Source organism: Microbacterium sp. 10L49 (genome assembly GCF_056395125.1).
The window spans coordinates 704,315-730,204 of record NZ_JBFTIW010000002.1 but is presented as its reverse complement, the minus strand read 5'-3'; the positions used below and the strand labels follow the sequence as shown (position 1 = coordinate 730,204).

The window sequence follows — 25,890 nt, the reverse complement described above, 5'->3', positions numbered from 1 at the left end:
CGCCGTGCCCTTGACGGTGACCGCGTTTCGTCTCACTCCGACTGCGTCGGTGCTCGCTCAACGACCCCGAAGAGCAGGGCACGCGAGCGGGCTCAGCCGGCGAAGAAGGCCTTCGCGACGGCGGTGAGGTCGTGCAGGTCACTCACGCCCGCGAGTTCGCGGGCGGAGTGCATCGACAGGATCGGGATGCCGACGTCGACCGTGCGGATCCCGAGGCGGGTCGCCGTGATCGGGCCGATCGTGGATCCGCAGGGCACGTCGTTGTTGGAGACGAACTCCTGGGTCAAGACGCCGGCGGCGTCGCACCAGCGATGCCAGGCGGCGGCGCCCACGGCGTCGGTCGCGTAGCGCTGGTTCGCATTGATCTTCAGGATCGGACCGGATCCGAGCACGGGCTGCACGACCGGGTCGTGCTTGCCGGCGTAGTTGGGGTGCACCGAGTGCCCGACGTCGCTGGACAGGCACCACGACGCCGCGTAGGCGCGATGCACGTCGACGGCGTCGGCGCCGAGACCGGCGTAGATGCGCTCCAGCACGTCCTCGAGGATGGGGCCAGCGGCGCCTGAGCGGGAGCCGGATCCGAGCTCCTCGTGGTCGAACGCGGCGAGCACCGCGATCGCGTCAGGCTCGCCGTGGGCAGCGACCTCGCCGAGCGCGACCACGCCCGCGTGCACCGAGGCGAGGTCGTCCAGGCGTCCGCTCGCGAAGAACGCGTCGTCCTTGCCGAACACGGCACCGCGGGCGCTGTCGGCGACGACCGCGTCGAAGCCGCGGATCTCGCGGGGATCGATCCCCGCGGCGTCGGCCAGCTCGGCAAGCAGGTCCGCCTCGAGCGGGTCGCCCAGCCCCCACACCGGCTGGGTCTCGTTCTGCTTGTCGAGCGCGAGACCGTTGTTCACGCCGCGGTCGAGGTGGATCGCGAGCTGCGGCAGCCGCAGCAGCGCACCGGTCGCGGCGAGCACGACCCGGCCATCGGCGAGCGCGAGCCGCCCGGCCAGGCGCAGCTCGCGGTCGAGCCACGAGTTCAGCAGCGGTCCGCCGTACACCTCGACGGCGGCCTGAAGCCAGCCCCTGGTCCCGGTGGTCGGACGCGGCTTGAGCTTGAACCCGGGGGAGTCGGTGTGCGCGCCGAGCACGTGCGTCGGCGTGGTGGCGGTGGCCCCGGCGGGCACCACCCACGCGATGGCCGCGCCGTCGCGCACGATCACGAAGCGGCCGCCGGGCTGCGCGGGCCACGCCTCGGTCTCGTCGAGACGGGTGAATCCCTGCTCCTCGAGGCGACGGGCGACCTCCTCGGCGGCGTGGTAGCTGGACGGCGAAGCGGCGACGAAGTCGGCCAGATCCTCGACATGCGTGCGGGCGGAGGCGGCGTGGGACATGCGGATCCTTCCGAGGCGGGCGCGACAGCCGAAGCGACGCAGAGCACTTCGATCGTAACCGCGCGGGCTGTGCTCGAAGCGGACGGGGCCGAGCCTCAGGTCGCGATTTCTGCTCTTCCGGGCGCTGTTTTCGCGCCGAAAGTGCGACCTGAGCGGAGGGAGTGCGACCTGAACGTGCGGGATGAAACAGGGCGGACGACGAAGGGAGCGGATCCGTGCGGACCGCTCCCTGCATTTCCAGGATACCGGAGGGGGTGGGGCTTGCGGCAAGGCCCCCCTGCGGGGGCAGACTGTGTGGTTTCGCCCAGGAATCGGAGGATCCGTGCGCCCTGAATCCACCCACGAAACCACTCTCACCACGACGCCGCCGGCCGCCGCATCGGCCGCAGCCTGGTCGCCGACGATCTTCGCCCTGCCGCCCGCCCTGTCCCGCAAGGCGGATCCGGCCCTGATCGCCGCCGACGACGCCCACCTGATCGCCATCCGCGACCGCCTCGCCGAGGAGGTCGCCGCCCTCGAGGACCGTCTCGTGCGACTGCGCGCTGCCCCCGCCCGGCTCGGTCAGGAGGCGCTCGACCGCGATCTTGAGATCCACCGCTCGAGCTCGCGCCTGCAACTTCTGCGTCGGTTCGGGGTCGACCTCTGCCTCGGGCGCATGGCCGTCGCCGGTGACAGCGAAGCGGACGGACCCGGATCCGGATCCGGGTCCACCCGGCCCGAGTTCGTCTACATCGGGCGCATCGGGCTGTCCGATGCCGAAGGACGACGGCTGCTCGTGGACTGGCGCGCGCCGGCGGCCGAGCCGTTCTTCGCGGCGACCCACGCGGATCCGCAGGGCCTGATCAGCCGACGCCGGTACCGCTGGGCCTCGCGCAGCATCACCGACTACTGGGACGAGGTGTTCGACCCCGCGTTCTACCGTGGCGAGGGCCCGGAGGGTGCGGCCGCGCTCGACGACCAGTCCGCGTTCATCGCCAGCCTCGGCGCCTCGCGCTCGCCGCGGATGCGGGACGTGCTGAGCACGATCCAGGCGGACCAGGATGCGATCATCCGCGCATCCTCACGTCACCCGCTGGTCGTGGACGGCGGCCCCGGCACAGGGAAGACCGTCGTCGCGCTGCACCGCGCCGCCTATCTGATGCATGCCGAGCAGCGTCTCAGTCATGGCGGGATCCTGTTCGTCGGGCCGCACCAGCCCTACCTCGCCTACATCGAGGACGTGCTGCCCAGCCTCGGGGAGGACAGCGTCCGGGTGTGCACGCTGTCGGATCTGGCACCCGAGGGCAGAGCCGGCGATCGCATGCCGGAGGAGCAGGATCCGCTCGCGCGAGCGCTGAAGTCGGGCGCGCGACTGCTCGACGCGGTGACCGCCGCGGTCCGCTACCACGAGCATGCGCCGAACGAGCCGCTGCTCGTGGAGACGCCGTGGCGCGACGTGATCGTGGAGCTGGCGGTGTGGGACGAGGCGTTCGACGCCCTGGAGCCCGGTACGCCGCACAACGACGCCAGGGACGACGTGTGGGAGGCACTGATCGGCGCGCTCGTCGAGGACAACGCCGACGACGACGTGCCGCCGCGGCGGCTCGATCGCGCCCTGCGGCAGAGCGACGCGCTGCAGCGCGCGTTCGTGGCCGCCTGGCCGGTGCTGGATCCCGCCGGGGTCGTCGCCGACCTGTGGTCGACGCCGGCGTACCTGCGGATCTGCGCTCCCTGGCTCGCCGAGGACGAGCGCGCGGCCCTGCGGCGGGAGGACCCGAGGGCGTGGACGCGCCAGGACCTGCCGCTGCTCGACGCGGCCCGCGCGCTGACCGGGGATCCGGAAGGCTCTCGGCAGCGTCGGCGGCAGGAGGCCGTGACCGCCGAGGAGCGCGAGCAGCGCGAGCGCGTGCTGGACGAATTGCTCGCCGCCGATGACGACAAGGAGAGTGCGATCACCGGGTTCTTCTTCGGGGACGACAGCGCCGGCGTGCGCGCGATGCTGCAGGACGAAGCCGCCCTGCCGAGGCGCGACCCCGACGCCCTCGCAGGGCCGTTCGCGCACGTGATCGTGGACGAGGCCCAGGAGCTCAGCGACGCGGAATGGGCGATGCTGCTGCGCCGCGTCCCGTCGCAGAGTCTCACGATCGTCGGTGACCGCGCACAGGCCCGACACGGGTTCGGCGAGTCGTGGACCGAGAGGCTCGAGCGGGTGGGGCTTCGTCGCATCGAGCGCGCGTCGCTGCGCATCAATTACCGCACGCCGGAGGAGGTCATGGCTGTGGCGGAACCCGTGATCCGCGCCGCACTGCCCGACGCGAACGTCCCGGTCTCGGTGCGCGCGAGCGGAATACCGGTGCGGTATGCAGTGCTCGCCGAGCGAGACAGGATCCTCGCGGAGTGGCTCACCGCGCACGACGACGGCATCGCCTGCGTGATCGGCGACGAGCGGCCGTTCCCGGACGCGCGAGTGCGGTTCCGCACGCCGACGACCGCCAAGGGGCTCGAGTTCGACCTCGTCGTGCTCGTGGATCCTGAGTCCTTCGGCGACGGTATCGAGGGAGCGGTGGACCGCTACGTCGCGATGACCCGCGCCACGCAGGAGCTGGTGATCCTCAGCTGAGGATCAGAGCGCGGCACCGACCAGCGCCTCCCCGAGCGGGGTGCGCAAGTGCAGCATGCGGGCGCCGTCGCGCGTGCTCGCGATCAGGCCCGCGTCGCGCAGCACCGTGAGGTGGTGGGAGGCGGTGGATGCGGTGATCCCCGCCTCCTCCGCGACACGCGTCGTGGTGCGCGGCACATGCGCCGTGAGCAGGATCCCGGCTCGCACCGGCCCGACGAGGGCTTCGAGCGCCCGGACGAGATCCTCCGCGTCCTGGGCCCAACCCGCGGTCACGCCGCGGGCAGGGTAGAACAGCGTCGGCTGGGCGGGCGCCTCGGTGATCACCATGCAGCCCCACGACGACATCACGGACGGCACCAGCACCAGGCCGCCACCGCGGCAGTCCACGTCCTCGCTGTGCCGGCGCAGTCGCACCCGCACCGAGCCGTCGCCCCAGCTCACCTGCGGGTGGATCCCGGATGCCATCGCTGCCAGGCCGTCTGTCGCGATCGTGCGGGACCGCACCGCGATGTCCGCACGCAGGATCCGCTCCAGCTGCGGCCAGACCGGTGCCATTGTGCTCTCCCAGACCTCGGCCCAGGCGGCGGCGATGATCGAGCGCGCCCGGGCGGGCCGTTCCTGCATGCGGCGCAGTGCCTGCTGGCGCCGGCCGGAGGAGCGGGCCACCATCTTGCCGAGGTCTACGCGCATGCCCGCGAGCGGAGCCTCGCGGAGAGCTGCGAGCTCGTCCTCGGGCCCGAGATCCCAGCGCGCGGTCGATGTGACGAAGTCCGGCATGTATCCGTCGGCGCCGATCACATGCGCGAGCACACCGAACGCGTCCCGCGGCAGCCGGCCGCGGACGTCCTTCAGCCATCCCCAGGCGAGCGGGTACTGCTCGGGGCGCAGCAGCACGCGCACGGCGTGCGCGAGCTCATGACCGGGCGAGATCCCGAACCGCACGGCCTGGATGTCGCCGGGACTGAGATGGAAGTCGACGTGGTGGTGCTCCCATTCCACGCCCTCCATGTTTCGATCCACATCGAAACTCTACGGGGCGCACCAGAACCTCGCGAGAGTGGGATCACACCACCGAGAGGACCAGATCATGAGCAGCATCGCCCCCGATGTCGCAGTCGTCGCACCCGCGGACATCCGCCTCGGCACCGGCAATGGTCGTCGTTTCGAAGGCGCCGACCACGGTGCCGGCGTCTCGTACTTCTACGTCGACAACCAGCCGGGTCAGGGCTCCCTTCTGCACTGGCACCCGTACCCCGAGACCTGGGTCGTGCTGGAGGGCGACGTCGCCTTCACCGTCGGCGACCGCATCATCACCGCGACCGCGGGAGAGACGGTCACCGGTTCCGCCTTCGTGCCGCATCGCTTCGAGAACGTCGGATCCGGCACAATGCGATTGATCGGCATCCACGCCTCGGCCGTCATCATCCAGACCGTGGTCGACTGACCGCGATCCCCGCGCAAGGAGTAGAACATGTCCTTCCAGGCATATCTCGACGCCGTCGAGACGAAGACGGGCCTCACCCCTCGGCAGATCATCGATCTCGCAGCCGCCCAGGGCTTCGGCCCTGACACCAAGGCCACACCGATCCTGGAGTGGCTGAAGACCGAGTACGACCTCGGGCGCGGCCACGGCATGGCCATCGTGCACGTCATCACCAAGGGCCCCACGATCAGCTCTAAGCACGTCGGGACCGACGGCGTGCACCGCGACGAGAGCGATACGCTCTGGCTCGACGGCAAGGACTCCAACCCGCACGGCGCCTGAGCGCCGCCCACCCGCGACAGCAAGGACACACGAGATGGCCGTTCGCGCCGACCTCAACATCTCCCTCGACGGATACGCGACCACCACCGACCAGACGGCGGAGAACCCGTTCGGCGAGGACTGGGGGCGGCTGGTGGCCGCGTACACGGCCACGCGCACGTTCCGCGAGCGCGTCATGGGGGATCCGTCCGGCGGCACCACGGGGGTCGACGACCGCTACGGTGCGGAGTACTTCGAGAACATCGGCGCCGAGATCATGGGCGCCGGGATGTTCGGGCTGCACAACTTCCCGGATGACGCGGAGTGGCGCGGCTGGTGGGGCGAGGAGCCGCCGTTCCACTGTCCGGTGTTCGTGCTGACGCACAGCACCGGCCGGGCGCCGATCTCGTTCGCCAACGGCACGGAGTTCCGCTTCTTCGACGCCGCACCGCAGGAGGCGCTCGACCTCGCGACCGAGGCGGCCGGCGGCGCGGACGTGCGCGTCGGCGGAGGCGTCGACACGGTGCGCTCGTTCCTGGCCGCAGGGCTCATCGACCGCCTGCATGTGGGCATCACGCCGATCCTGCTCGGCCGCGGCAAGAACCTGTGGGCGGACCTGCGCGGGCTGGAGAACGACTACGCGGTCACGAGCGAGGTCGCCGAGAGCGGCGTCGTGCACGTGACCTTCGCACGCGGCTGAGGCTGCGCGCGAGAGACGCCGCGGTCCAGACCGACGGCTCAGGCCGCGTGGCGGGTGCCTTCCGCGTCGTCGGACCCGTCCGCGTCCTCGATGTCTTCGTCGGAGGGAGCGGATCCGGTCTTCGCCGAGCGCTTCTCATAGATCGCGCGGGAGGCGTCCGACAGCGGGTTGCGCAGGAACAGCAGCGAGATGCTGATGCCGATGAGCGCGGCGAACAGCGCCGCGAGCCACCAGAACTCCCGGAAGATCGGGAAGAAGAACCACAGGATCCCCAACGGCACGAGGAACGCCAGCAGGCGCAGCACCGAGTACACGAGCAGGGGAGGAAGTTTCACAGGTTCAGTCTAGGAGGGTGCGTTCGGCATGCGCTGTGAGGGGCGTATGGCATCCGTCTCGATCAGATGTGCGCCGCATGAACGCGGCCGCAGGACGGTGCCACGGGATCGCGTCCTCCGGCGACGCCCGTGCCGGATCCGGCATCCCCCCGCACGCCTAGACTGGAGTCGTGGCACGTTTCCTCGTGATCGGCGGTTTCCTGGCCGCGGTCTTCTGGGTGTACAGCATCGTCGACTGCATCGTGCAGCCGGCGAGCAGGCACCGAGGCGTGCCCAAAGCCGTCTGGATTGCGATCGTCGTCGTCATCCCCGTGATCGGCGGCCTGCTGTGGTTCACGATCGGGCGCACCCGGCGCGGGCACACCGCGGATCAGGAGCGCTATCTCCCGCTCGATGACGTCGATCCCGCCACCCGGATCAGCCCTGCCGAGCAGGAGCGTCTGATCCGGGAGCTCCAGGAGGAGTTGTCGCGTCTCGACGATCGCGGCGACCCCGACACTCCCGGCCCGCGCCCGTGACGGCCTCGCCCTCCGCGGGCTTCACCCCCTCCGCGGACCCCGTGCCCTCCGCGGACCCTGGTCCTGCCGCCGACTCCATGCACTCCGCGGCGCCCGATCCTGCCGCGGCGGCCGGGCAGGAGGGGGCTCCCGCCACCGAGGCCGCCGTGCGCCTGCTGACGGGCCTCGTCGCCCACGGCGTCGGCGACATCGTGCTGTCGCCGGGGTCACGCTCGCAGTCACTCGCGCTCGCCGCCGTCGCCCTCGCGCGGTCGGGATCCGTGCGCGTGCACGTGCGGATCGATGAGCGCGTCGCCGGTTTCACCGCCCTCGGCCTCGGCCGGGAGTCGGGGGCGCCCGCTGTCGTCGTCTGCACCTCGGGCACCGCGGCGGCCGGCTACCTGCCCGCGGCGATGGAGGCCTTCCACGCGGGCGTGCCGCTGATCCTGCTCACCGCGGACCGGCCACCCGAGCTGCGCGGCGTCGGGGCGAACCAGGCCACGATCCAGCCCGGGATGTACCGCCCCTGGGCGCGGCTGAGCATCGATGCTCCCGTGCCGGGCGAAGCGGACCCGACGGTGTTCGCAGACCTCGCCGCCGACGCGGTCGCCGCCGCCGTCGGCGCCACGGGGGAGGGGCTCGCGGGTGTAGCCGGCCCGGTGCACCTGAACCTGCCTGTGCGCGAGCCGTTGTCCGGGACGCTGCCGGATCAGCTCCGCGCCGACCGCGGATCCGTTCCGCGCCTCGGCCCAACCGCGCCGTTGCATCTCGTCCGTGGTCCGCGCACCGTCGTCGTCGCCGGTGCCGACGCCGGCCCGGACGCCGAGCGGATCTCCCGCACCGGTGGCTGGCCGCTGATCGCGGAGATCGTGAGCGGCTCGCGCTTCGGAGATCACGTCGTGCCCGCGTACCGGGAGCGGCTGCGCGAGCCGGCGCTGGCCGGCCGGATCGAGCGCGTCATCGTGTTCGGGCACCCGACGCTCAGCCGTGAGGTCGCGGCCCTGCTGCGCCGCACCGACGTCGAAGTCATCGCCGTGGCCCGGGGCGGCGAGTCGCTGAACCTGTCCGGAGCGACGGTCGACGCACGCGCGATCGAGGTCGAGGCGGTCCCGGCCGCCCGTACGGACGAGGACGCCGCGTGGCTGGCCGCCTGGACCCGAGCGGAGGGGACTCACGCGGACCTCGCCCCCGACGGGGCGCTGGACCGCACCGCGCTCGTGCGGGCGGTGTGGGACGCCACCGGATCCGATGACCGTCTGCTGTTCGGCTCCTCGCGGATCGTGCGCGTCGCGGACCAGGCGCTCGCGGGTAAGGACGTGCGCGTGCACGCCAATCGCGGGCTCGCCGGCATCGACGGCACGATCGCGACGGGCATCGGCATCACCCTCGCCGCACAGGCCCGCGCGCAGACCGCCGATGCCGGAGCGGGCCGGACCGGAGTCACCCGGGTCCTCCTCGGCGACCTCTCGCTCCTCCACGATGTCGGATCCCTGCTGATTCCCGCTGACGAACCGGCGCCCCGGATCCAGGTCGTGGTCGGCAACGACGGCGGGGGCACGATCTTCGACGGTCTCGAGGTCGCGGGCACCGCCGCGGCCGAGGACCTCGACCGCGCCTTCTACACGCCGCAGTCCGTCGCGCTGGCGCCGCTCGCCGCCGCCTACGGCTGGACGTACGTGCGCGCCGACGGCGTCGCCGAGCTGGCGCACGCTCTCGCTGCAGAGATCGCCGGTCCGCAGCTGATCGAGGTGCCGCTCGCACGCTGAGCCCCCGGCGCGCCGCAGCGAGCGGGCCCGATCGGCGCCGTACCGATGCGGCATCATGGGGACATGAGCCAACACTCCGCCGGGTGGACCGCCCCGGCCGCCGATGTCCTCCGCGTCACGTCCGCCGGCCTCGCCGCAGTCGATCCCGAGTCCACGCCCGGGTACCAGGGTCGCAAGGCGGACGGCGCCGAGTCGCTGGCCACCGGGCTCGCCGCGCTCGACGACCTGCAGGAGCGGCTGTTCGCGCGCTCCGCGGTGGGCGAGGCGCAGGCCAGCGTCCTGCTGGTCCTGCAGGCGATGGACTCGGCGGGCAAGGGCGGGATCGTCCGGCATGTCGTCGGAGGCGTGGATCCGCAGGGCATCGAGCTGGCCGCGTTCAAGGCGCCGACCGCCGAGGAGTTGCAGCACGACTTCCTCTGGCGCATCGAGAAGCGGCTGCCGGCCGAGGGCAAGATCGGCGTGTTCGACCGCTCGCATTATGAGGACGTGCTCATCGGACGGGTGCGCTCGCTCGCGCCCGCCGAGGAGATCGAGCGCCGCTACCGGGCGATCGTCGACTTCGAGAAGCGCGTGGTCGACTCCGGAACGCGCATCATCAAGGTCATGCTGCACATCTCCCGCGATGAGCAGAAGCAGCGCCTCATGGAGCGGCTGGAGCGTCCCGAGAAGCACTGGAAGTTCAACCCGGGCGACACCGACGAGCGCCTGCTCTGGGATGACTACATGGCCGCGTACGACACCGTCTTCGAGCGCACCTCGACCGACGACGCGCCCTGGTACGTGATTCCCGCGAACCGCAAGTGGTACGCGCGCCTCGCCGTGCAGGAGCTGCTGCTCGCCGCGCTCGAGGACATCGACCCGCAGTGGCCCGTCGCCGACTACGACGTCGAGGCCGAACGCAAGCGCCTCGCCGCGAGCTGAGCGGCGCTCGCTCTGTTTTCGAAGCGCGCAAATGGTCGCAATCAGCGGCCGGAAACCGCAATTCGCGCGCTTTGAAAGTCCGACCCCGGCTCTGGCTCAGGCCAGGGCGTCGACGATCGGGCGGAACTTCACCCGGGTCTCCAGCAGCTCCGCCTCGGGGTCGCTGCCGGCCACGATCCCCGCTCCGGCATAGGCCGTGAGCGGGATCGGCGCCCCGAGATCGGATCCGGATCCGCTCACGTCGAACTGCGCGCACCGCAGCGCGATCGCCCACTCGCCGTTGCCGTGCGCGTCGATCCATCCCACCGGGCCGGCGTAGCGCCCGCGGTCGAAGGGCTCGAGCTCGCGGATCGCGGCGATCGCGGCATCGGTCGGGGTGCCGGCGACGGCGGCCGTCGGGTGCAGCGCGGCCGCGAGGTCCAGCGCGGACGCGCCGTCGCTGAGCCGCGCGCGCACATCGGTCGCGAGGTGGAACAGGTTCGGCAGCTCCAGGATGAACGGGCCGCCCTCGGCGTCGAGCGCCGTGGTGTGCGGCGCGAGCGAGGCGACGACGCTGCGCACCGCGAATGCGTGCTCGTCGTTGTCCTTGGGGCTGTCCGCCAGGGAGGCGGCGGCGCGCGCATCGGTCACGGCGTCGGCGCCGCGCGCGGTCGTGCCGGCCAGCACACGGGCGGTCACCACGCCGTCCTGCGCCGTGACGAGGGTCTCCGGGCTCGCGCCGATGAGGCCGTCCACGGCGAACGCCCATGTGTCGGGGTACTCGGTGCTGAGGGCGCGCACCAGGCGGCGCAGGTCGGATCCGGCCGGCACCGTGCCGACCAGATCGCGCGCGAGCACGACCTTGCCGTAGCGGGCGTCGGCGATCGCCGCCAGCGCCCGTCGCACCGAGGCCTGGTAGCCCTGCGCCGACTGCGCGCCGGGACCGAGCGTGCCCGCCCAGTGCGGGCCGAGGGCCGTCGGCTCCGGGGCGGCGTCGGCGTCCAGTCCGTCGGTGGATCGATCGCTGTCGTCGGGATTGCCGTTCACGGCATCGCCGGCATCGAGGATGCGGGTGATCCAGGTGCGTCCGCCGTGTCGTCCGATCACGGTGCGCGGCACGATGAGCACGCTGTCAGCGGTGGAGCCCTCGTCGAACACCAGGGCCGCGAACGCGACAAGACCGGTGCCGGGCAGGCGCACGGCGTCGTCGATGCGGGCCGAGGAGCGGATGCCGTCCCACGCGTGACTGAGAGCGGCGGTGCGCGGCTCGGAACCGGCGGCGACGCGCACGACGCGCGCGGTCTCGGATCCGACGGCGACGATCCCGTCGCCGCGGCGCAACCACGCGCGCGGATCCACTGGATCGGCATAGGCGAGCAGGTCATCGGCGAGGTCGAACTCTCGCGTCTGAACGACCAGGCCGGCACTCACGGAACCAGCCTATTGCGTGCCGGAAGCGTCGCTGCGCCCCGCGCAGCGTCCGAGGCGCGACATAGAGTGGCAGCGTGATCGCCGAACGCCCTGCACCCGGAACCGAGATCGTCTTCCAGTGGCGCAAGTGGGACGGACCCCCGCACTGGCGCCACGAATGCGTGTACCTCGGCGCCGACGAGTGGGGCGACTGGGTCGGTCAGCCCGCCGGCTGGGGGAGTGAACGCCCGGGGCGCACCTTCACCGCGGCGGCGCCCAACGTGACGCTCGTGCCGCCGAGCGGCGACTACGCCCTCACGGTGAACCGCGACCACCCCAAGGGAATGCGCATCTACATCGACCTCGCGTGGGACGTGCACGCCGAACCCGCGGACGGACCGCAGGCGGGCGAAGCGCCCGTGCTCTTCACAGGTATCGACATGGACCTCGACGTCGTGCGCGTCGAGGGCGAGCGCGGCACGTGGATCGACGACGAGGACGAGTGGGACGAGCATCGCGTGCAGTACGGCTATCCCGCCGACGTGCAGCAGCACCTGGAGGCGCTCGCCGCCGACCTCGCCGAACGGGTGCGCGCGCAGCTGCCGCCGTTCGACGACGCCACCGCCGACGTCTGGCTGGACCGGCTCGAAGCGTTCGCGCTGGTGCCACGTCGGTAGCAGCGGGCGACGTCCGCCGCCCGGCATGCGCACGGCTCTGCCCGCGTAGGCTGGACGGGTGAGTGCGAACGAGCGGCCGAACCGCGCAGACCTCGGCAAGGACCCTTCCCGCGTCAGCGGCATGTTCGACCAGGTCGCGGCCGGCTACGACCGCACCAACACGGTGATGACCGTCGGCAACGACGCTCTCTGGCGGGCGGCGACGACGCGCGCGGTCGCGCCGAAGAAGGGCGAGCGCATCCTCGACCTCGGCGCGGGCACCGCCTCGTCCTCGGCCTCGCTCGCCCGCAGCGGCGCCGAGGTGGTCGCGGCCGATTTCTCCCCGGGGATGCTCGCGGAAGGCAAGCGCCGGCACGGCGACCTGCCGAACCTCAGCTTCGTCGAGGCGGACGCGACGAACCTCCCGTTCGACGATGAGACCTTCGACGCAGTCACGATGTCGTACAGCCTGCGCAATGTGCAGGATCCGAAGAAGGCCATCGCCGAGCTGTACCGGGTGACCAGGCCCGGCGGCCGCGTCGTGATCAATGAGTTCTCCACGCCGCCGGCGAAGCTGCTGCGCGGGTTCTACAAGGTCTACAACGCGCAGGTGCTGCCGCGCGTGGCCCGCCTCGCCGGCAGCAACGGCGAGGCCTACGACTACCTCAACGAGTCGATCCGCGCCTGGCCCGATCAGCGCACCCTCGCCGGCTGGCTGCGCGAAGCGGGCTGGATCGACGTGGCCTGGCGCAACCTGTCCTTCGGGATCGTGGCGCTGCACCGCGCTCGCAAGCCGAAGGCGTGACGCGGGAACCGGGTACGGTGCGCGCCCAGGTAGGCTGGACGACGTGACTTCGAGCCCCGCCGCCACGGGTTCGCGCCTCGCGAGCCGTCTCGGTTTCAGCGACCGCGTGTTCGTCGGCCCCGCCGCGCGCAAGCTCGCCCGCGAGGTCGAGGCCGGTCTCGATCTCGTCGAAGAGGGCCTCGCGGTCGACCTGCGCATCGCCGACTCGATCGCCGACGCCCCGAGCCGCTACCTCTACGAGGCGGGCGGCAAGCGCGTGCGCCCCGTGCTGTCGCTGCTCACCGCGCAGCTCGGCGCAGGAAACGTGCCCGCGGTCATCGACATCGCCAAGGCCCTGGAGATGACGCACCTCGGCTCGCTCTATCACGACGACGTCATGGACGGCGCGGACCGCCGCCGTGGTGTGCCGGCTGCGCAGACCGTGTGGGGCAACAACATCGCGATCCTCACCGGAGACCTGCTGTTCTCCCGGGCGAGTCAGCTCATGTCGCGCCACGGCGACCGCGCGATCCGTCTGCAGGCCGACACCTTCGAGCGTCTCGTGCTCGGGCAGATGCATGAGACGGTGGGCCCGCAGGAGAATGACGACCCTGTCGAGTTCTACATCCAGGTGCTCGCCGACAAGACCGGATCCCTCATCGCCGCAGCCACGCAGGCCGGTGCCATCTTCTCCGGCGCCCCCGCCGAATACGAGGTGCCGCTGCGCAACTACGGCGAGAAGGTCGGCGTTGCCTTCCAGCTGCTCGACGATGTGATCGACCTGTCGGCGAAGCCCGAGGACACCGGCAAGGTTCCGGGCACGGATCTGCGTGCGGGCGTTCCCACCATGCCCTCTCTGCTGCTGAGCGTCGAGACGGATCCGGAATCCACAGCGCTCGCCGCGGAGATCGATGCCGGCGTGCAGCGGATCGCCGCGGGCGAGGATCCGGCGATCCTCGATGACGCCCTCGCGCGCCTGCGCGACCACGCCGTCACCCGGAAGACCCTCGACCTCGCCCGCAGCTGGACCCAGGGCGCGATCGACGAGCTCTCCGTGCTGCCCAAGGGCCCCGTGCGCGATGCGCTGACCCGGTTCGCGGAGTCGCTCGCGGACCGCAGCAGCTGACGTCCTGCTGCCGAAAGGAACCACCATGACAAAGCTCAGGCTTGCCATCGTCGGAGCCGGCCCCGCCGGCATCTACGCCGCCGACCTCCTGCTGAAGGCCGAACGGCGCTTCGACGTCTCGATCGACCTGTTCGAGCAGCTGCCCGCGCCGTACGGCCTGGTGCGCTACGGCGTCGCCCCCGACCATCCGCGCATCAAGGGCATCATCACGGCCCTGCGCGACGTGCTGGATCGCGGCGACATCCGCCTGTTCGGCAACGTGAACTTCGGCACCGACATCACGCTCGAGGACCTGAAGCGGCACTACAACGCGGTGATCTTCGCGACCGGAGCCCGCCGCGACACCGGCATGGACATCCCCGGGATCGACGCGGTCGGATCCTACGGCGCCGCCGACTACGTGAGCTGGTTCGACGGGCACCCCGACGTGCCGCGGGAGTGGCCGCTGGACGCGGCATCGGTCGCCGTCATCGGCAACGGCAACGTGGCGCTCGACGTGTCGCGCATGCTCGCCAAGCACGCCGAGGACCTGCTGGTCACGGAGGTGCCGGCGAACGTCTACGAGGGCATGAAGTCGAGCGCCGTCACCGACGTGCACGTGTTCGGACGCCGTGGCCCGGCGCAGGTGAAGTTCACCCCGCTCGAGCTGCGCGAGCTCGGCGAGCTGCGCGACGTCGACATGGTCGTCTACGACGAGGACTTCGAATACGACGACGCCTCCCGCGACGCGATCGCCAGCAACAAGCAGGTCATGGTCATCGACCGGGTGCTGCAGGCCTGGCGCAAGCGCGATTCGGTGAACAACGCCGGCGGCACCGCGTCGCGCCGTCTGCACCTGCACTTCTGGGCGCGGCCCGTCGAGGTCAAGGCCGACGAGAACGGTCGCGTCGCGGCGCTCGTCTACGAGCGCACGAAACCGGACGGCACGGGCGGCGCGGTCGGCACCGGAGAGATGCGCGAGGTGCCGATCCAGGCGCTGTACCGCGCGGTCGGATACTTCGGCTCGCCGCTGGACGGCGTCCCGTTCGATAAGAAGCACGGCGTGATCCCCAACCGCGAGGGCCAGGTGCTCGCGAAGGACTCCAATCAGCGGGTGCCCGGCATCTACGCCACCGGCTGGATCAAGCGCGGTCCCGTGGGTCTCATCGGGCACACCAAGTCCGACGCCATGGAGACCGTGCGTCACCTCATCAACGACCAGGGTTCCTGGTGGCAGCCGGAGGATCCGTCCGAAGAGGCGATCCCGGCGCTGCTCGCCGAACGCGGCGTGCGCTGGACCGACCTCGACGGCTGGCACCGGCTGGACGAGCACGAGGTCGCGCTCGGCGCCCCGGAGGAGCGCGCGCGCGTCAAGGTCGTGCCGCGCGAGGACATGGTCCGCATCTCCCGCGGGGAGTGACGCGGATCCGGTCCCCTCGCGGGGCCGTTGAGCGAGGACGCCGTAGGCGACCGAGACGAAACGCGGTACTCGACGAGGGTGGCTACTTCTTCGCGGTCACCTCGACGGTGAAGGTGACGTGGGCGCCCGAGGTGCTGTTGTCCAGCGTGACCTTGGTGGTGCCCTCGGCCAGTGCGTCGAGTCCGGGATTGAACTGAGCGGATCCGTCGTCCTTGCCCGGAACGAAGGCGACGACCTTCGCATCCGCGATGTTCGCGGTCCAGTGCGCGAAGTCCTTGTCGTCGCCGGTGAGGTCGATGGTGTTGCCGACGGGCGCCTTCACAGTGGTCCCGTCGACCGTGCCGAGGTCGACGATGATCGGAGGCAGCATATCGCTGCCGCTCGTCTCGGGGGTGCTGCTCGTGCTGGTGGCGGGCGCGACGTCCCCAGAGCAACCGGCGAGGGCGAACGCCCCCGTGGTGAGGGCGGCGACCGCCACGAGGCCGGCGATCGAGCGGTGCAGTCGAGTGCGGATCATGATTCCTCCTGAGCAGTGCGCGTCGATGTGGCCCAGCGTAGAGGAGGCGTGCTCCGAGGCGCCGCCGAACGGCGCGGATACTCTGGATCCATGAGCCACCCCGTCTCCGCCACGTGGACGCCCGACGTGCTCGGCGACGAGTTCGAGCAGCTCACGCTGCCGCTCGGATCCGACGACGAGGGAGAGGTCGTCGCGACGCTGGTGCGGGCGCTTCCGCGGCGCACGGCCTGGCAGCGGCTGTTCGGGGACAGTCGGCAGCTCGCCGACACCGATGTGCTGTACGTGCACGGGTGGTCGGATTACTTCTTCCAGAAGCGGCTCGCACGGTTCTGGACCGGTCGCGGCGCACGGTTCTTCGCACTCGACCTGCGCAAGTACGGCCGCAGCCTGCGCGAGTATCAGACCCCGGGCTACATCGGTGATCTCGTCGAGTACGACCAGGACATCGCCGCCGCGCTCGCCGCGATGCAGGAGGGATCCGGCGCGGTCGGGCGCCGGCTGGTCTTGCTCGGCCACTCCACGGGCGGGCTGATCCTGAGCCTCTGGGCCGCGCGGAACCCCGGCGTCGCGTCGGCCGTGATCCTGAACAGCCCGTGGCTGGAGTTCCAGCTCTCGCGCTTCACGCGGGAGACGATCACGCCGCTCGTGGGGCTGCGCGCCAAATACCGCCCGCTCGATCGTGCGCCGCAAGTCGACCTGGGCTACTACACGCGTGCGCAGCAGGAGGCCGCGGATCCGGCGGATCCGATGGACGTCAATCTCAGCTGGCGGCCGGCGCAGACGATGGCCGTGCACGCCGGGTGGCTGCACGCGATCCTGGGCGGGCATGCGGCGATCGCCGCGGGGATCGCGATCGACGTTCCCGTGTGCGTGCTGCTGTCCGCACGCAGCGCCGTACCGACGGCATGGTCGGATGACCTCACCCGCGCCGACAGCGTGCTGGTCGTCGAGGACATCGCCCGCGCCGCGCTGAGGATCGGCCCCTCGGTGACGATCGAGCGCATCGACGGCGCGCTGCACGACGTGTTCCTGTCCCGGCACGAGGCACGGGAGGAAGCGTACGCGCGACTGGGGCACTGGGTCGACGGATGGGCCGCCGCGGATTCGGCGGCGCGGACGCAGGTCATGTCTCCGGCGCACTGATCCCGAGCCCTCGGGTGGGCGGGGCCCCGACCGCCGGTCCGGGCTTGGCACTGCGGTGGGCGGGTTTGGCCCGGCGGCCTCGCCCGGGGATCATGGTGGGCAAATGTTCGTCATTGTTCGAGGGGGCAGTCATGGTCGCGGCCGCACGGCACGATGCGATCCTGCGCGAGCTGGAGCTGCGCGGATCCCTCGTCAACACCGGGTTCGCGCGACGGCTCGGCGTGACGTCGATGACGCTGCGTCGCGACGTCGAGGATCTGCATCGGCGCGGTCTGCTGGTGCGGGTGCACGGTGGCGCGGTATCGCTCGCCGTCGCCCAGCAGCAGTCCGCGGACGTCGCCGGGTACGGACCTCGACGCACCCGCCCGGTCGCGACGATCGGGATGATCGTCCCGACCACGGAGTACTACTTCCCTGAGATCATCCGCGGTGCCAGTCGAGCGGCGGCCGAGGCGAACTGCCGGCTGGTGGTGGGCGCGACGAACTACTCACCGGACGAGGAGCTGCGCCAGGCACGCCGGATGCTGGAGAGCGGCGTTGATGGTCTGCTCATCACGCCGCACGGTGCGCTCGAGGCGGATTCGTCGCTGCTTCAGGTGCTGCGAGATGCGCGGGTTCCCATCGTCCTCGTCGAGCGCGATGCGGAGGATCGCGTGCAGGATCTTTTCGCGATGGTGCGCTCGGACCACGCCTACGGCGCGGAGCTCGGGATCCGGCACCTGGTGGCGCTGGGTCATCGCCGCATTGCTTTGGCCACCCGCCCGTCGGCCACCGCGTCGGGTCTCGACGAGGGGTTCCGACGCGGGATGGTCGCGGTCGGCGAAGACGGCTTCGCGCTACGGGGCGCACTCTCGGATCCGCTCGTCGGCGAACGCGTCGCGGTGGCAGGGCTGGGTGCCTTCCTGGATCAGTGCATCGAGCACGCGGTGACTGCGGTCATGCTGCTGGGCGATGCGGACTCGATGGCGTTCACCGAGCTCGTTCTCGCTCGCGGTCTGCGCATTCCGGAGGATATCGCGGTCGTCGCCTACGACGACGAGGTGGCGTCGCTCGCTGCGGTGCCGTTGACCGCTGTGGCGCCGCTGAAGCGCGATCTCGGGCGGTCCGGGGTGCGCCTCTGCTTCGATCAGCTGCGTCGCGCGCGCGGCGACGCGGGGACGGTCGTGCGCAGCGTTCTCATGCCGGAGCTGGTGGTGCGCGAGTCCACCGTTCCACAGGAGCTTGTTTGAAAATGTTCGTTTGAACGTCTTCTCCTTGGAATGACGGTTCGGTGCGGGTCAAGATCGACCCGCACCCGACCCGATTCGAAGGAGAACCGATCATGCACCTGCGCCGAACCGCCCTGTTCGCCGCCGCCGCCGTCGTCGCCGCCACCCTGATCGCCGGATGTTCCTCCGGATCGGGAGCGCCCGCAGTGACGCCGCCGCACGGTCCTGCCAAGGGGAACGTCACGTTCTGGTCATCCCTGAGCGGCATGAAAGACGTAGCTGCCGCGTTCAACGCCAGTCAGAAGGACATCACGGTCACGTTCGAGGAGATCCCGAACGGAGCCAATGGCGGATATACGAAACTGTCCGCGGCGATCTCGTCGGGGACCGGCCCCGACGTCGCCGGTATCGAGTATCAGGCGCTGCCCGGCTTCGTTGCCGCAGACCAGTTGAAGAGCATCGACGGACTCGTCCCAGGCAAGGTGCTCACCGCCTACGATCCCGAGGTCCGCGGTCAGGTGTCCTTCGCCGGCGCCGACTACGCGCTGCCCTACGATGCCCCGCCGATGGTCATGTGGTACCGGAAGGACCTCCTCGCCGATGCGGGCGTGCAGGTGCCCAAGACGTGGGCGGACTTCGAGAAGGCGGCGCGCGCGCTGAAGGCCGTGCACCCCGACTCCTACCTCGCGAGCTTCTTCACCAATGAACCGCAGCTGGCTCCGCTCGCCTGGCAGGCAGGATCTGAGTGGTTCCACGCCGGCAAGAGCTCGTGGAAGGTCGGCATCGACGACGCCGCCTCCAAGAAAGTCGCCGACTACTGGCAGCGGCTGATCGACGAGGGGCTCGTGAAGAGGCAGCTCGGCTTCAGCGACGAATGGACGGCGGATCTGAGCAGCGGCGCCGTCGCCGGCTGGATCGGCGGCTCGTGGAGTGCGTCGGGTCTGAAGACCCGCACCGAGGGCGCGGGCCAGGCCGGCAAGTGGATCGCGGCGGTCCCGCCGACGTGGGACGGCAAGCCCAGCGCCTCGCTGAGCGGCGGGACGAGCTTCGCCATCACGAAGAACTCCAAGAACGCGGATGCCGCGGCGGCGTTCCTGACCTGGCTCACCACCTCGCCCGAGGCGGTCAGGGCGCGCGGCGCGGTCGGCACGGCCTACCTGGCCTACCCGGGTCTGAACGATGTCGCCAAGGCTGTGGCGCCGACCGCTTACTACGGCAACGACATCTACGCCGTGTTCGGCCAGTCGTCTAAGGGCCTGCGCCCGTGGGCGTGGGGACCGAGCTACGACATCACCGGCGCCGCGCTCAAGAACGCGGTGACCTCCAGCCCGACCCTCGGCGACGCCGTTGCGACGACGCAGAGCGACACCGTATCCGGGCTGAGCAAGCTCGGCGTCAGTATCGCGAAGTGATCGCCGACAGAGCGCAGTGACCCGCGACGGCTGCCGGATCGGATCCGGTCCGGCAGCCGTCCGCCGACAGGAGAACACCCCATGGCCACGATGACCACCACCCGCCCGGTCGAGCCGGTGAAGCACGCCCGGGCGGCCCGCCCGCGTCGATCGATCTCGGGATCCGGGGGCAGGGCCGCCGCGGTCTTCCTGATTCCCTTCTTCGCCGTGTTCGCGGTGACCATGATCGCGCCGGTCGTCTACGCGCTGGCGATGAGTGTGTTCGTGCAGCGACGTAACGGACTGGGCTTCGGCAAGCCCACGACCGAGTTCGTCGGATTCGGCAACTACCTGGACTTGTTCCAGGAGCGCACGTTCGTGGAAGGCTTCGGCCGCCTCGCCGTGTACTGCGTGATCTATGTTCCCGTGCTGCTGTGCGTGGCGCTGCTGCTCGCACTACTGCTGGACGCCACGGTCGCCTTCGCCCGCCGTACCTTCCAGCTGCTGCTGTTCCTGCCGCACGCGGTGCCTGGCGTCATCGCCGCCCTGATCTGGGCCTACCTCTACACGCCCGGAGTCAGCCCGATCGTGCGGGCGCTCGATTCCGGCGGCGTCGGCATCGACTTCCTCTCCGTGCATCTGGTCATCCCGTCGATGGTGAACATCGCCGTCTGGGAGTGGGCCGGCTACAACGTGATCATCCTGTTCACCGCGCTCCAGGCCGTCCCCCGCGAGGTCCTCGAAGCCGCGCGGATGGATGGCGCCGGCGAGATCCGCACCGCGCTGTCGATCAAGACCCCGCTGGTATGGCCGGCGCTCGGTGTCGCACTGTTGTTCACCGTGATCGGATCCCTGCAGCTCTTCACGGAGCCGAAGATCCTCGCCTCGGCGACGACGTCGGTGACCAGCACCTGGGTTCCCAACATGTGGGCATACGACGCGGCCTTCACACGCAACAACCTGCCGCAGGCTGCGGCCGCCTCGATCGTCCTGGCCGCGCTCGCCGGCGTGCTGTCCTGGATCGTTACCCGGTTCACGTCGAAGGAGCCCACCCGATGACCTCTCTCGCGCCTGTCCTACGTCGGCGCACCCGCGGGCGCTCCGTCCCGGCGAAGGCCGCGGTCAACGGCCTGCTGATGATCGGCGCCGCGTACATGGTGCTGCCACTGCTCTGGCTCGTCTTCGCAGCGACGAAGGATGCTACCGGCCTGTATTCGGGTGACGCCTTCGCCTGGGGCGGATCCCTTGCGGCCAACCTGGAGCGTCTGTTCGCCCAGGACGGCGGGATCTTTCTGCGCTGGCTCGGCAACAGCATCGGGTACGCCGGTGTCGGAGCCGTCGTCGGCGGCTTCATCTCGGTGCTCGCCGGGTACGCATTCGACAAGTTCGAGTTCCGCGGCAAGCGGCCCTTGTACGCCACCGTGCTGGTCGGAGTGCTCATCCCGAACACGGCCACGGTCATCCCGCTGTACTTGCTCGCCGCGTCGGCCGGCGCGACCAACACGATCTGGGCCGTGATCATCCCCGTGCTCTGCAATCCTTTCGGGGTCTATCTGGCCCGGGTCTTCAGCGACGGCTACCTGCCGGCCGAGATCCTCGAGGCAGCTCGGGTCGACGGCGCGGGGCCCTTCCGCACTTTCCTCCAGGTCGGATTTCCGATGCTCGTGCCCGGATTCGTCACGATCGCGCTGTTTCAGTTCGTCGGCATCTGGAACAACTTCATGCTGCCGCTGATCATGCTGCAGAATCGCGATCTGTTCCCCTCCAGCGTCGGCATCGCGCTCTGGCAGAGCCAGGTGCAGCAGAACCCGGAGTTCTCCACCCTCGTGATCGCCGGATCGTTCGTGTCTGTACTTCCCCTCGTGCTCGCGTTCCTGATGCTGCAGCGGTTCTGGCGTGCCGGACTGTCGGCCGGGAGTGTCAAATGAGCCGCGGACGGCCCCGGGTCGCGCTTGCGATGACCGCCGTGGCGAGAGAACGAGTGTTCCCGGCGGTACGACTGGCGGAGCTCGCAGACATCGCCGAGATCCTTGGGCAGTTGGACGAGTTCGAGTCGGAGCGGGCGCGGGCGATCCTCGCCGACGCGGAAGTTCTCGTGACCGGCTGGGGGTCCCCGTTCGTCGGTCCGGCGGTCCTCGACGCGACGCCGCATCTGCGTGCCGTCCTGCACTCCGCGGGAAGCATCAAGGCGTATGTCGCCCCGGAGCTCCTCGACCGCGGGATCGCGGTGAGCTCGATGGCCGCCGCCAACGCGATCCCCGTCGCGGAGTACGCCGTCGCGATGATTCTGCTCGCTGGCAAGCGGATCCTGCCGATGGCGGCGGGCTACCGGCGGGATCCGAAGGCCTGCGACCTCGAAGCGGCCTTCCCGGGGCTCGGCAACTACGGCAAGCGCGTCGGCATCGTCGGCGCATCGAAGATCGGGCGCCTCGTCATCGAGCTGCTGCGCGCGTACGACCTCGATGTCGTCGTGCACGATCCGTACCTGAGTGAGCGCGATGCCGATGCCCTCGGCGTGCGCGCCGTGGAACTGGACGAGCTGCTGGCCACCAGCGACGTCGTCTCGGTGCACGCACCGTCGCTCCCCTCGACCCTGAATCTCATCGACGCCCGCCGCATCGGGCTGATGCGGCGTGACGCGACCCTCATCAACACCGCGCGCGGCGAGTTGGTCGATCAGGACGCGCTCGCCGCTCGAATCCAGGCCGGCGACCTGTACGCCATTCTCGACGTGACGACCCCCGAGGTTCTCCCGACAAGGCACCCACTGCTCAGTTCCGATCGTGTGCTGGTCACCCCGCACGCGGCCGGATCGCTGGGCGCTGAGCTCGGGCGCCTCGCGGAGACGGTGTGCGAAGAGGTGCGCCGGCTGGCGCGGGACGAACCGATCGTCCACGGCGTCGCATCGGAGCATCTGGAGATCACCGCATGACGTCGTGACATCGAGGCGGATCCGACGCCGGCCGCGCGGCGTGCATCGCGGACCCTGCTCAAAGCCGAGCGCATCGAAAGACGAAGGAGTTTGGAAGATGACCATCACACCCCAGGGGGCCACGCCCCGCATCCTCACCCGCCGCACCGTGCTCATGGCCGGACTCGGCGGCGTCCTCGCCGCCGCGACGGTCGCGTGCACCGCACCGAACGCCCGCGCTACCACCGGCGTGTTCGCCGGCCGTCCGGCGACCCGGATCACCGAGATCGGTCCCGGCATCGTGCAGTATTCGCTGATGAGCGGCGTGACCGCGGGAGGCGTGACCTACATCGGCTCGCGCAACCTGGAGCCCGCGGGCATCATCGCCCTGGACCACGCGACCGGCAAGGTGGCGCACTCCACTACGCTCGGCACCGGCTACAGCATCCAGGCTCTCGCGCTGGACGAGCACCGGGGGATCCTGTACGCCGGCGTGCTGCAGAAGTCGACGGGCCCGCAGCCCAACCTGTACCGCTGGAGCCTGTCGGCGCTGGACGCCCCGGCCGAGGCGATCGGGCGGATCGGCGACCGGGACGTGCGCGACCTCGCCGTGGCCCCGGACGGGACCCTCTTCGCCGTGGGCGGAGGCTCGGCCGGCGCCCCGGCGCTGTGGCAGTTCGACCCGGCGAGCGGCACCGTGACGAACCTGGGCGTGCCCGCGCCGACCGCGACGCTCGCCCGGGCCGTCGCCGCCACCGACGCGTTCGTGTACTTCGGCGCCGGCAGCAGCCTGGGCGGTGGCGGCAGCGCGAGCAGGGCGGCGCTGTACGCATACGACCGTGCGCAGCGGACGTTCTCCGACATCACGCCCGCGGCGATGATCGGCGACCCCAGCATGCGCGACCTCGCCATCTCCGGCGACCGGCTGCTCGCGTCGACCGCGGGGGCGGCGGACCCGACCAAGCTCGCCACGATCTCGCTCGCCGACCATTCGGTCACGGCTCTGGTCGCCTCGATCGGCAAGACCGCGAAATGCTTCACCACGATCGGCGATCAGGTGTACTGCGCCAACGAGACCGGTGTCATCGCCTGGACGCCGTCGACCGGTGCTCTGTCCCAGCTCGACCTCGGATCGCTGGATCTCGGCGAGATCTGGGGCCTGGATGCGCAGGGCGACGACCTCGTCGCCGTGTCCGGCTATGGCTTCGTCGCAGAGATCGCCGCCTCGGGTGCGCTCGTGGCGGCGACCGACCTCGGCGAGGCCGGGGCCCCGGCGAGTGCGCAGACCTGCATGGGCATCGCGGTCGGGGCAGGCTTCGCCTACGTGGGCGGCAACGGCGGCGTCGCGCGGCACGATCTGTCCGCGGGCACGGTCGAGAACCTGCGCATCCCCGGTGAGTCCAAGGACGGCGACGTCGTGGACGGCGTGCTTTACGTCGGCCAGTACAGCGGCCAGGGGATCTGGTCGTACGATCCGCGCACCGGGGCACCCATCCACCGGGTGGCCACAGGCCCGTCGGCGCAGAATCGTCCTCTGGACACCGACTGGGATGCGACACACGGCCTGCTGCTCGTGGCTGCGCAGGATGACACCGAGGGCGGCGGCTCGATCTGGACCTACAACCTGGCGACCGGGGCCAGCACGGTCGACGTCAATCCGATCGACGCCGTCCAGCTCGTGCGCGCGGTCGCCACTGTCGACGGGGTCGCCTACCTTGGCGGCGACAACGCCCAGAAGACGGGACCGCGCGGCACGATCGTCGCGTGGGATCCGATGGCGCGCGCCGAACTCTGGCGACTGGAGACCGGCGCGGCGAACGGCATCGCGGCGCTGGAGACCAAGGGCCGCTACCTGTTCGCGCTCACGATCAAGGGCGCACTGTTCGTGATCGACCGTCCGACCCGGACCATCGTGCACACGTCGGATCAGAGTGCGATCTGCCCCGGATTCGCCGCCCTCAAGGAAGCGAGGGGAGCGGTCTACGGAGTGTCCGACACGACCCTGTTCCGGATCGACCCGCGCACCTTCGCGGTGACCGTCGTCGTCGCGGACATCAACGGAGGCTGGTACAGCGGCCCCCACCTCAACGTCGACGAGGACGGCGTGATCTACACGCTCCGCGGGCGCACGCTGGTGTCGGTCGACGATCATCGGCAGGGCTGATGTACGGCGGGGCGATGCCGCCGGCGTCGCCCCGCAACATGCCTGGCAGAGCCCGTCCTCGCGGGTCGGTCTCGCAGGGAAGTTCCTCGAAGAGCAGTGGAGTCAGTGGATCGTGAACAAGGTGTCCAACACCTGGGAGGCAGCTCCCTTGGCTACTGCCGTGTCGTCCACCTCCTGGCGATGGATCCGAGGGGCGGGGTAGGGCTCATGCAGGTACTCGGCGCGGAGCTGCTCGGCGGTCGACCGGACCAGGTCAGGGAGAGCGTACTCGCCGGTCTCCGCGAGGATCACCGTGTCGGCACCGAACGACTTCGCCGCGGAGGCGATGCCGAGAGCCAGCTGCGCGCTCGCCGCGTCGATGATGCCCGCGCCTGCCCCCCGGCCGAGCGCCAGCAGGTCCCACGTCAGACCCTGCCGGGCGGCCTCCTGCTCCAGCCCCCACCGGGAGGCCCAGGCCTCCAGACAGTCGGTCGCACCGCAGTGACACGGCCGGGAACTCGCCGGATCGATGACGAGCCGCACGTGCGCGATGCTGCCCGCCGTGCCGTCGCGTCCGCGGTGGATCCGGCCGCCCGACACCAGGGCGGAGCCGAGGCTCACGCCGATGCTGCAGACGAGGAGCTCACGATCGGCCAGCTCCTTCTCCGCGGACAACAGCTCTCGCGTGTAGCTGTTGACATAGTTGTCGACGACGACGGGGACATCGACGAGCGCCGCCAGGATCGCGGCGAAGGGCACGTCCTCCCAGCCGAGCGCCCCGGAATGCCGGACCACGCCGGCGTCGCGATCGACGATGCCCGAGATCGCGGCACCGACCCCGAGCACGCGTCCGGTCGCGGCGCGTGCGACAGCGGCGACGGCGGACGCGCAGCCGGCGGCGACCTCCTCAGGCCCGGGGGAGGGCAGCGGAACCGTGCGATCCGCGACGACGTGCCCGCGGAGGTCGACCAGTGCGGCGTGCACGCTGTCTCGCGAGATCCGCAGCCCGACCGCGAAGATCGTGTTGGACCCCAGGGAGAGCAGACGCGCGGGTCGGCCCCCGGTACTGGGCTGCGTCTCCGACTCGATGAGCAGCCCAGCCTCGATCAGACGTCCGGTGATGCCGGTCACGGTCGCGGCGCTGAGACCGGTCTGCGTGGCGATCACGGATCGTGCGACCGGCTCCTCCGCGCGCACGAGATCGAGGATCAGCGCTTCGTTGATCTCGCGGATCAGACGCTTGCTGCCCGCTCGTGTGTGCATCGTCACGACTTCATTCTAA

General features: G+C 70.6%; 24 protein-coding genes. 18 read left to right on the top strand and 6 right to left on the bottom strand.

The annotated features are described in order from the left end of the window. Positions 1–92 precede the first annotated feature (92 nt). Positions 93–1,379, bottom strand: a complete 1,287-nt coding sequence (locus AC1DCT_RS07940; protein ID WP_477428419.1) for a M18 family aminopeptidase — start codon at positions 1,377–1,379, stop codon at positions 93–95. A 403-nt stretch (positions 1,380–1,782) separates the two neighbouring features. Here AC1DCT_RS07940 and helR point away from each other — a divergent pair, with 403 nt between their 5' ends. Continuing rightward, positions 1,783–3,978 carry an RNA polymerase recycling motor ATPase HelR gene (helR, locus tag AC1DCT_RS07935; protein WP_477428453.1) on the top strand — a complete coding sequence of 732 codons (2,196 nt, stop codon included), beginning with the start codon at positions 1,783–1,785 and terminating at the stop codon, positions 3,976–3,978. Between the two features lie 3 nt (positions 3,979–3,981). On the opposite strand, the gene AC1DCT_RS07930 is transcribed toward helR, so the two are convergent. Then, on the bottom strand, positions 3,982–4,998 hold the full coding sequence (locus AC1DCT_RS07930; RefSeq protein WP_477428418.1) for an ArsR/SmtB family transcription factor: 1,017 nt from the start codon (positions 4,996–4,998) through the stop codon (positions 3,982–3,984). Positions 4,999–5,065: 67 nt separating this feature from the next. Between AC1DCT_RS07930 and AC1DCT_RS07925 the strand changes: the two genes are divergently transcribed. From AC1DCT_RS07925 to AC1DCT_RS07915, 3 genes are read left to right on the top strand one after another with little or no spacing between them, the layout of a single operon-like run. Then, complete coding sequence (locus tag AC1DCT_RS07925; protein WP_477428416.1) at positions 5,066–5,422, top strand: cupin domain-containing protein; 357 nt, start codon at positions 5,066–5,068, stop codon at positions 5,420–5,422. Between the two features lie 27 nt (positions 5,423–5,449). Next, complete coding sequence (locus tag AC1DCT_RS07920) at positions 5,450–5,743, top strand: DUF4287 domain-containing protein (RefSeq protein WP_477428414.1); 294 nt, start codon at positions 5,450–5,452, stop codon at positions 5,741–5,743. Between the two features lie 34 nt (positions 5,744–5,777). Further along, positions 5,778–6,422, top strand: coding sequence for a dihydrofolate reductase family protein (locus AC1DCT_RS07915; protein WP_477428412.1), 645 nt, complete (start codon positions 5,778–5,780; stop codon positions 6,420–6,422). Between the two features lie 38 nt (positions 6,423–6,460). Here the strand turns inward: AC1DCT_RS07915 and AC1DCT_RS07910 are convergent, their stop codons facing one another. Then, positions 6,461–6,757, bottom strand: coding sequence for a DUF4229 domain-containing protein (locus tag AC1DCT_RS07910; RefSeq protein WP_440734072.1), 297 nt, complete (start codon positions 6,755–6,757; stop codon positions 6,461–6,463). 170 nt (positions 6,758–6,927) lie between these two features. Here AC1DCT_RS07910 and AC1DCT_RS07905 point away from each other — a divergent pair, with 170 nt between their 5' ends. The 3 genes from AC1DCT_RS07905 (at position 6,928) to AC1DCT_RS07895 (ending at position 9,941) form a co-directional block, all read left to right on the top strand. After that, on the top strand, positions 6,928–7,275 hold the full coding sequence (locus tag AC1DCT_RS07905) for a PLDc N-terminal domain-containing protein (RefSeq protein WP_440734071.1): 348 nt from the start codon (positions 6,928–6,930) through the stop codon (positions 7,273–7,275). 77 nt (positions 7,276–7,352) lie between these two features. Then, a complete protein-coding gene (gene menD / locus AC1DCT_RS07900) occupies positions 7,353–9,020 on the top strand; it encodes a 2-succinyl-5-enolpyruvyl-6-hydroxy-3-cyclohexene-1-carboxylic-acid synthase (RefSeq protein ID WP_477229717.1) in 1,668 nt (555 codons plus the stop codon). Positions 9,021–9,083: 63 nt separating this feature from the next. Next, a complete protein-coding gene (locus tag AC1DCT_RS07895) occupies positions 9,084–9,941 on the top strand; it encodes a polyphosphate kinase 2 family protein (RefSeq protein WP_441977559.1) in 858 nt (285 codons plus the stop codon). A 96-nt stretch (positions 9,942–10,037) separates the two neighbouring features. On the opposite strand, the gene AC1DCT_RS07890 is transcribed toward AC1DCT_RS07895, so the two are convergent. Further along, positions 10,038–11,351 (bottom strand): isochorismate synthase, encoded by a 1,314-nt coding sequence (locus AC1DCT_RS07890; RefSeq protein ID WP_477428411.1) that lies wholly within the window; start codon positions 11,349–11,351, stop codon positions 10,038–10,040. A 74-nt stretch (positions 11,352–11,425) separates the two neighbouring features. On the opposite strand from AC1DCT_RS07890, the gene AC1DCT_RS07885 reads away from it, so the two are divergent. Genes AC1DCT_RS07885 through AC1DCT_RS07870 form a run of 4 tightly spaced genes read left to right on the top strand, consistent with a single transcriptional unit; the run spans position 11,426 to position 15,295 of the window. Then, positions 11,426–12,007 carry a DUF402 domain-containing protein gene (locus AC1DCT_RS07885; protein ID WP_477428409.1) on the top strand — a complete coding sequence of 194 codons (582 nt, stop codon included), beginning with the start codon at positions 11,426–11,428 and terminating at the stop codon, positions 12,005–12,007. Positions 12,008–12,065: 58 nt separating this feature from the next. After that, positions 12,066–12,791, top strand: coding sequence for a class I SAM-dependent methyltransferase (locus AC1DCT_RS07880; RefSeq protein WP_440734067.1), 726 nt, complete (start codon positions 12,066–12,068; stop codon positions 12,789–12,791). A 43-nt stretch (positions 12,792–12,834) separates the two neighbouring features. Next, positions 12,835–13,896 (top strand): polyprenyl synthetase family protein, encoded by a 1,062-nt coding sequence (locus AC1DCT_RS07875; protein WP_477428407.1) that lies wholly within the window; start codon positions 12,835–12,837, stop codon positions 13,894–13,896. A 25-nt stretch (positions 13,897–13,921) separates the two neighbouring features. After that, positions 13,922–15,295, top strand: a complete 1,374-nt coding sequence (locus AC1DCT_RS07870) for an FAD-dependent oxidoreductase (RefSeq protein ID WP_477428405.1) — start codon at positions 13,922–13,924, stop codon at positions 15,293–15,295. Positions 15,296–15,377: 82 nt separating this feature from the next. Here AC1DCT_RS07870 and AC1DCT_RS07865 read toward each other — a convergent pair whose 3' ends face one another. Then, complete coding sequence (locus AC1DCT_RS07865; RefSeq protein WP_477428403.1) at positions 15,378–15,812, bottom strand: hypothetical protein; 435 nt, start codon at positions 15,810–15,812, stop codon at positions 15,378–15,380. A 90-nt stretch (positions 15,813–15,902) separates the two neighbouring features. Here AC1DCT_RS07865 and AC1DCT_RS07860 point away from each other — a divergent pair, with 90 nt between their 5' ends. The 7 genes from AC1DCT_RS07860 (at position 15,903) to AC1DCT_RS07830 (ending at position 24,629) form a co-directional block, all read left to right on the top strand. Further along, entirely contained in the window at positions 15,903–16,955 is a 1,053-nt protein-coding gene (locus tag AC1DCT_RS07860) for an alpha/beta hydrolase (protein ID WP_477428401.1), read from the top strand. Positions 16,956–17,086: 131 nt separating this feature from the next. Continuing rightward, positions 17,087–18,184, top strand: coding sequence for a LacI family DNA-binding transcriptional regulator (locus AC1DCT_RS07855; RefSeq protein WP_440734062.1), 1,098 nt, complete (start codon positions 17,087–17,089; stop codon positions 18,182–18,184). Positions 18,185–18,276: 92 nt separating this feature from the next. Further along, positions 18,277–19,575 (top strand): ABC transporter substrate-binding protein, encoded by a 1,299-nt coding sequence (locus AC1DCT_RS07850; RefSeq protein WP_477428399.1) that lies wholly within the window; start codon positions 18,277–18,279, stop codon positions 19,573–19,575. Positions 19,576–19,656: 81 nt separating this feature from the next. After that, positions 19,657–20,613, top strand: coding sequence for a carbohydrate ABC transporter permease (locus tag AC1DCT_RS07845; protein ID WP_477428397.1), 957 nt, complete (start codon positions 19,657–19,659; stop codon positions 20,611–20,613). Beyond that, positions 20,610–21,482 (top strand): carbohydrate ABC transporter permease, encoded by an 873-nt coding sequence (locus tag AC1DCT_RS07840; RefSeq protein WP_477428396.1) that lies wholly within the window; start codon positions 20,610–20,612, stop codon positions 21,480–21,482. The genes AC1DCT_RS07845 and AC1DCT_RS07840 overlap by 4 nt, the downstream gene beginning before the upstream one ends. A 29-nt stretch (positions 21,483–21,511) precedes the next feature. Continuing rightward, the gene (locus AC1DCT_RS07835) at positions 21,512–22,486 is read left to right on the top strand and encodes a hydroxyacid dehydrogenase (RefSeq protein WP_440734098.1); all 975 of its coding nucleotides are present in this window, start codon (positions 21,512–21,514) and stop codon (positions 22,484–22,486) included. Between the two features lie 97 nt (positions 22,487–22,583). Beyond that, positions 22,584–24,629: a hypothetical protein gene (locus tag AC1DCT_RS07830; RefSeq protein WP_440734058.1), complete on the top strand. Its 2,046-nt coding sequence runs from the start codon at positions 22,584–22,586 to the stop codon at positions 24,627–24,629. A 102-nt stretch (positions 24,630–24,731) separates the two neighbouring features. Here AC1DCT_RS07830 and AC1DCT_RS07825 read toward each other — a convergent pair whose 3' ends face one another. Next, positions 24,732–25,871 (bottom strand): ROK family protein, encoded by a 1,140-nt coding sequence (locus AC1DCT_RS07825; RefSeq protein ID WP_477428451.1) that lies wholly within the window; start codon positions 25,869–25,871, stop codon positions 24,732–24,734. Positions 25,872–25,890: the final 19 nt, after the last annotated feature.

Excerpts from the sequence above, each read along its gene's own strand:
- AC1DCT_RS07865 (WP_477428403.1), bottom strand. The coding sequence starts at position 15,812 with ATGATCCGCACTCGACTGCACCGCTCGATCGCCGGCCTCGTGGCGGTC.
- AC1DCT_RS07925 (WP_477428416.1), top strand. The coding sequence starts at position 5,066 with ATGAGCAGCATCGCCCCCGATGTCGCAGTCGTCGCACCCGCGGACATC.
- AC1DCT_RS07920 (WP_477428414.1), top strand. The coding sequence starts at position 5,450 with ATGTCCTTCCAGGCATATCTCGACGCCGTCGAGACGAAGACGGGCCTC.
- AC1DCT_RS07835 (WP_440734098.1), top strand. The coding sequence starts at position 21,512 with ATGACCGCCGTGGCGAGAGAACGAGTGTTCCCGGCGGTACGACTGGCG.
- AC1DCT_RS07855 (WP_440734062.1), top strand. The coding sequence starts at position 17,087 with ATGGTCGCGGCCGCACGGCACGATGCGATCCTGCGCGAGCTGGAGCTG.
- AC1DCT_RS07940 (WP_477428419.1), bottom strand. The coding sequence starts at position 1,379 with ATGTCCCACGCCGCCTCCGCCCGCACGCATGTCGAGGATCTGGCCGAC.
- AC1DCT_RS07845 (WP_477428397.1), top strand. The coding sequence starts at position 19,657 with ATGGCCACGATGACCACCACCCGCCCGGTCGAGCCGGTGAAGCACGCC.
- AC1DCT_RS07915 (WP_477428412.1), top strand. The coding sequence starts at position 5,778 with ATGGCCGTTCGCGCCGACCTCAACATCTCCCTCGACGGATACGCGACC.
- AC1DCT_RS07860 (WP_477428401.1), top strand. The coding sequence starts at position 15,903 with ATGAGCCACCCCGTCTCCGCCACGTGGACGCCCGACGTGCTCGGCGAC.
- AC1DCT_RS07825 (WP_477428451.1), bottom strand. The coding sequence starts at position 25,871 with ATGCACACACGAGCGGGCAGCAAGCGTCTGATCCGCGAGATCAACGAA.
- AC1DCT_RS07895 (WP_441977559.1), top strand. The coding sequence starts at position 9,084 with ATGAGCCAACACTCCGCCGGGTGGACCGCCCCGGCCGCCGATGTCCTC.
- AC1DCT_RS07850 (WP_477428399.1), top strand. The coding sequence starts at position 18,277 with ATGCACCTGCGCCGAACCGCCCTGTTCGCCGCCGCCGCCGTCGTCGCC.
- menD (WP_477229717.1), top strand. The coding sequence starts at position 7,353 with ATGCACTCCGCGGCGCCCGATCCTGCCGCGGCGGCCGGGCAGGAGGGG.
- AC1DCT_RS07840 (WP_477428396.1), top strand. The coding sequence starts at position 20,610 with ATGACCTCTCTCGCGCCTGTCCTACGTCGGCGCACCCGCGGGCGCTCC.
- AC1DCT_RS07830 (WP_440734058.1), top strand. The coding sequence starts at position 22,584 with ATGACCATCACACCCCAGGGGGCCACGCCCCGCATCCTCACCCGCCGC.
- AC1DCT_RS07870 (WP_477428405.1), top strand. The coding sequence starts at position 13,922 with ATGACAAAGCTCAGGCTTGCCATCGTCGGAGCCGGCCCCGCCGGCATC.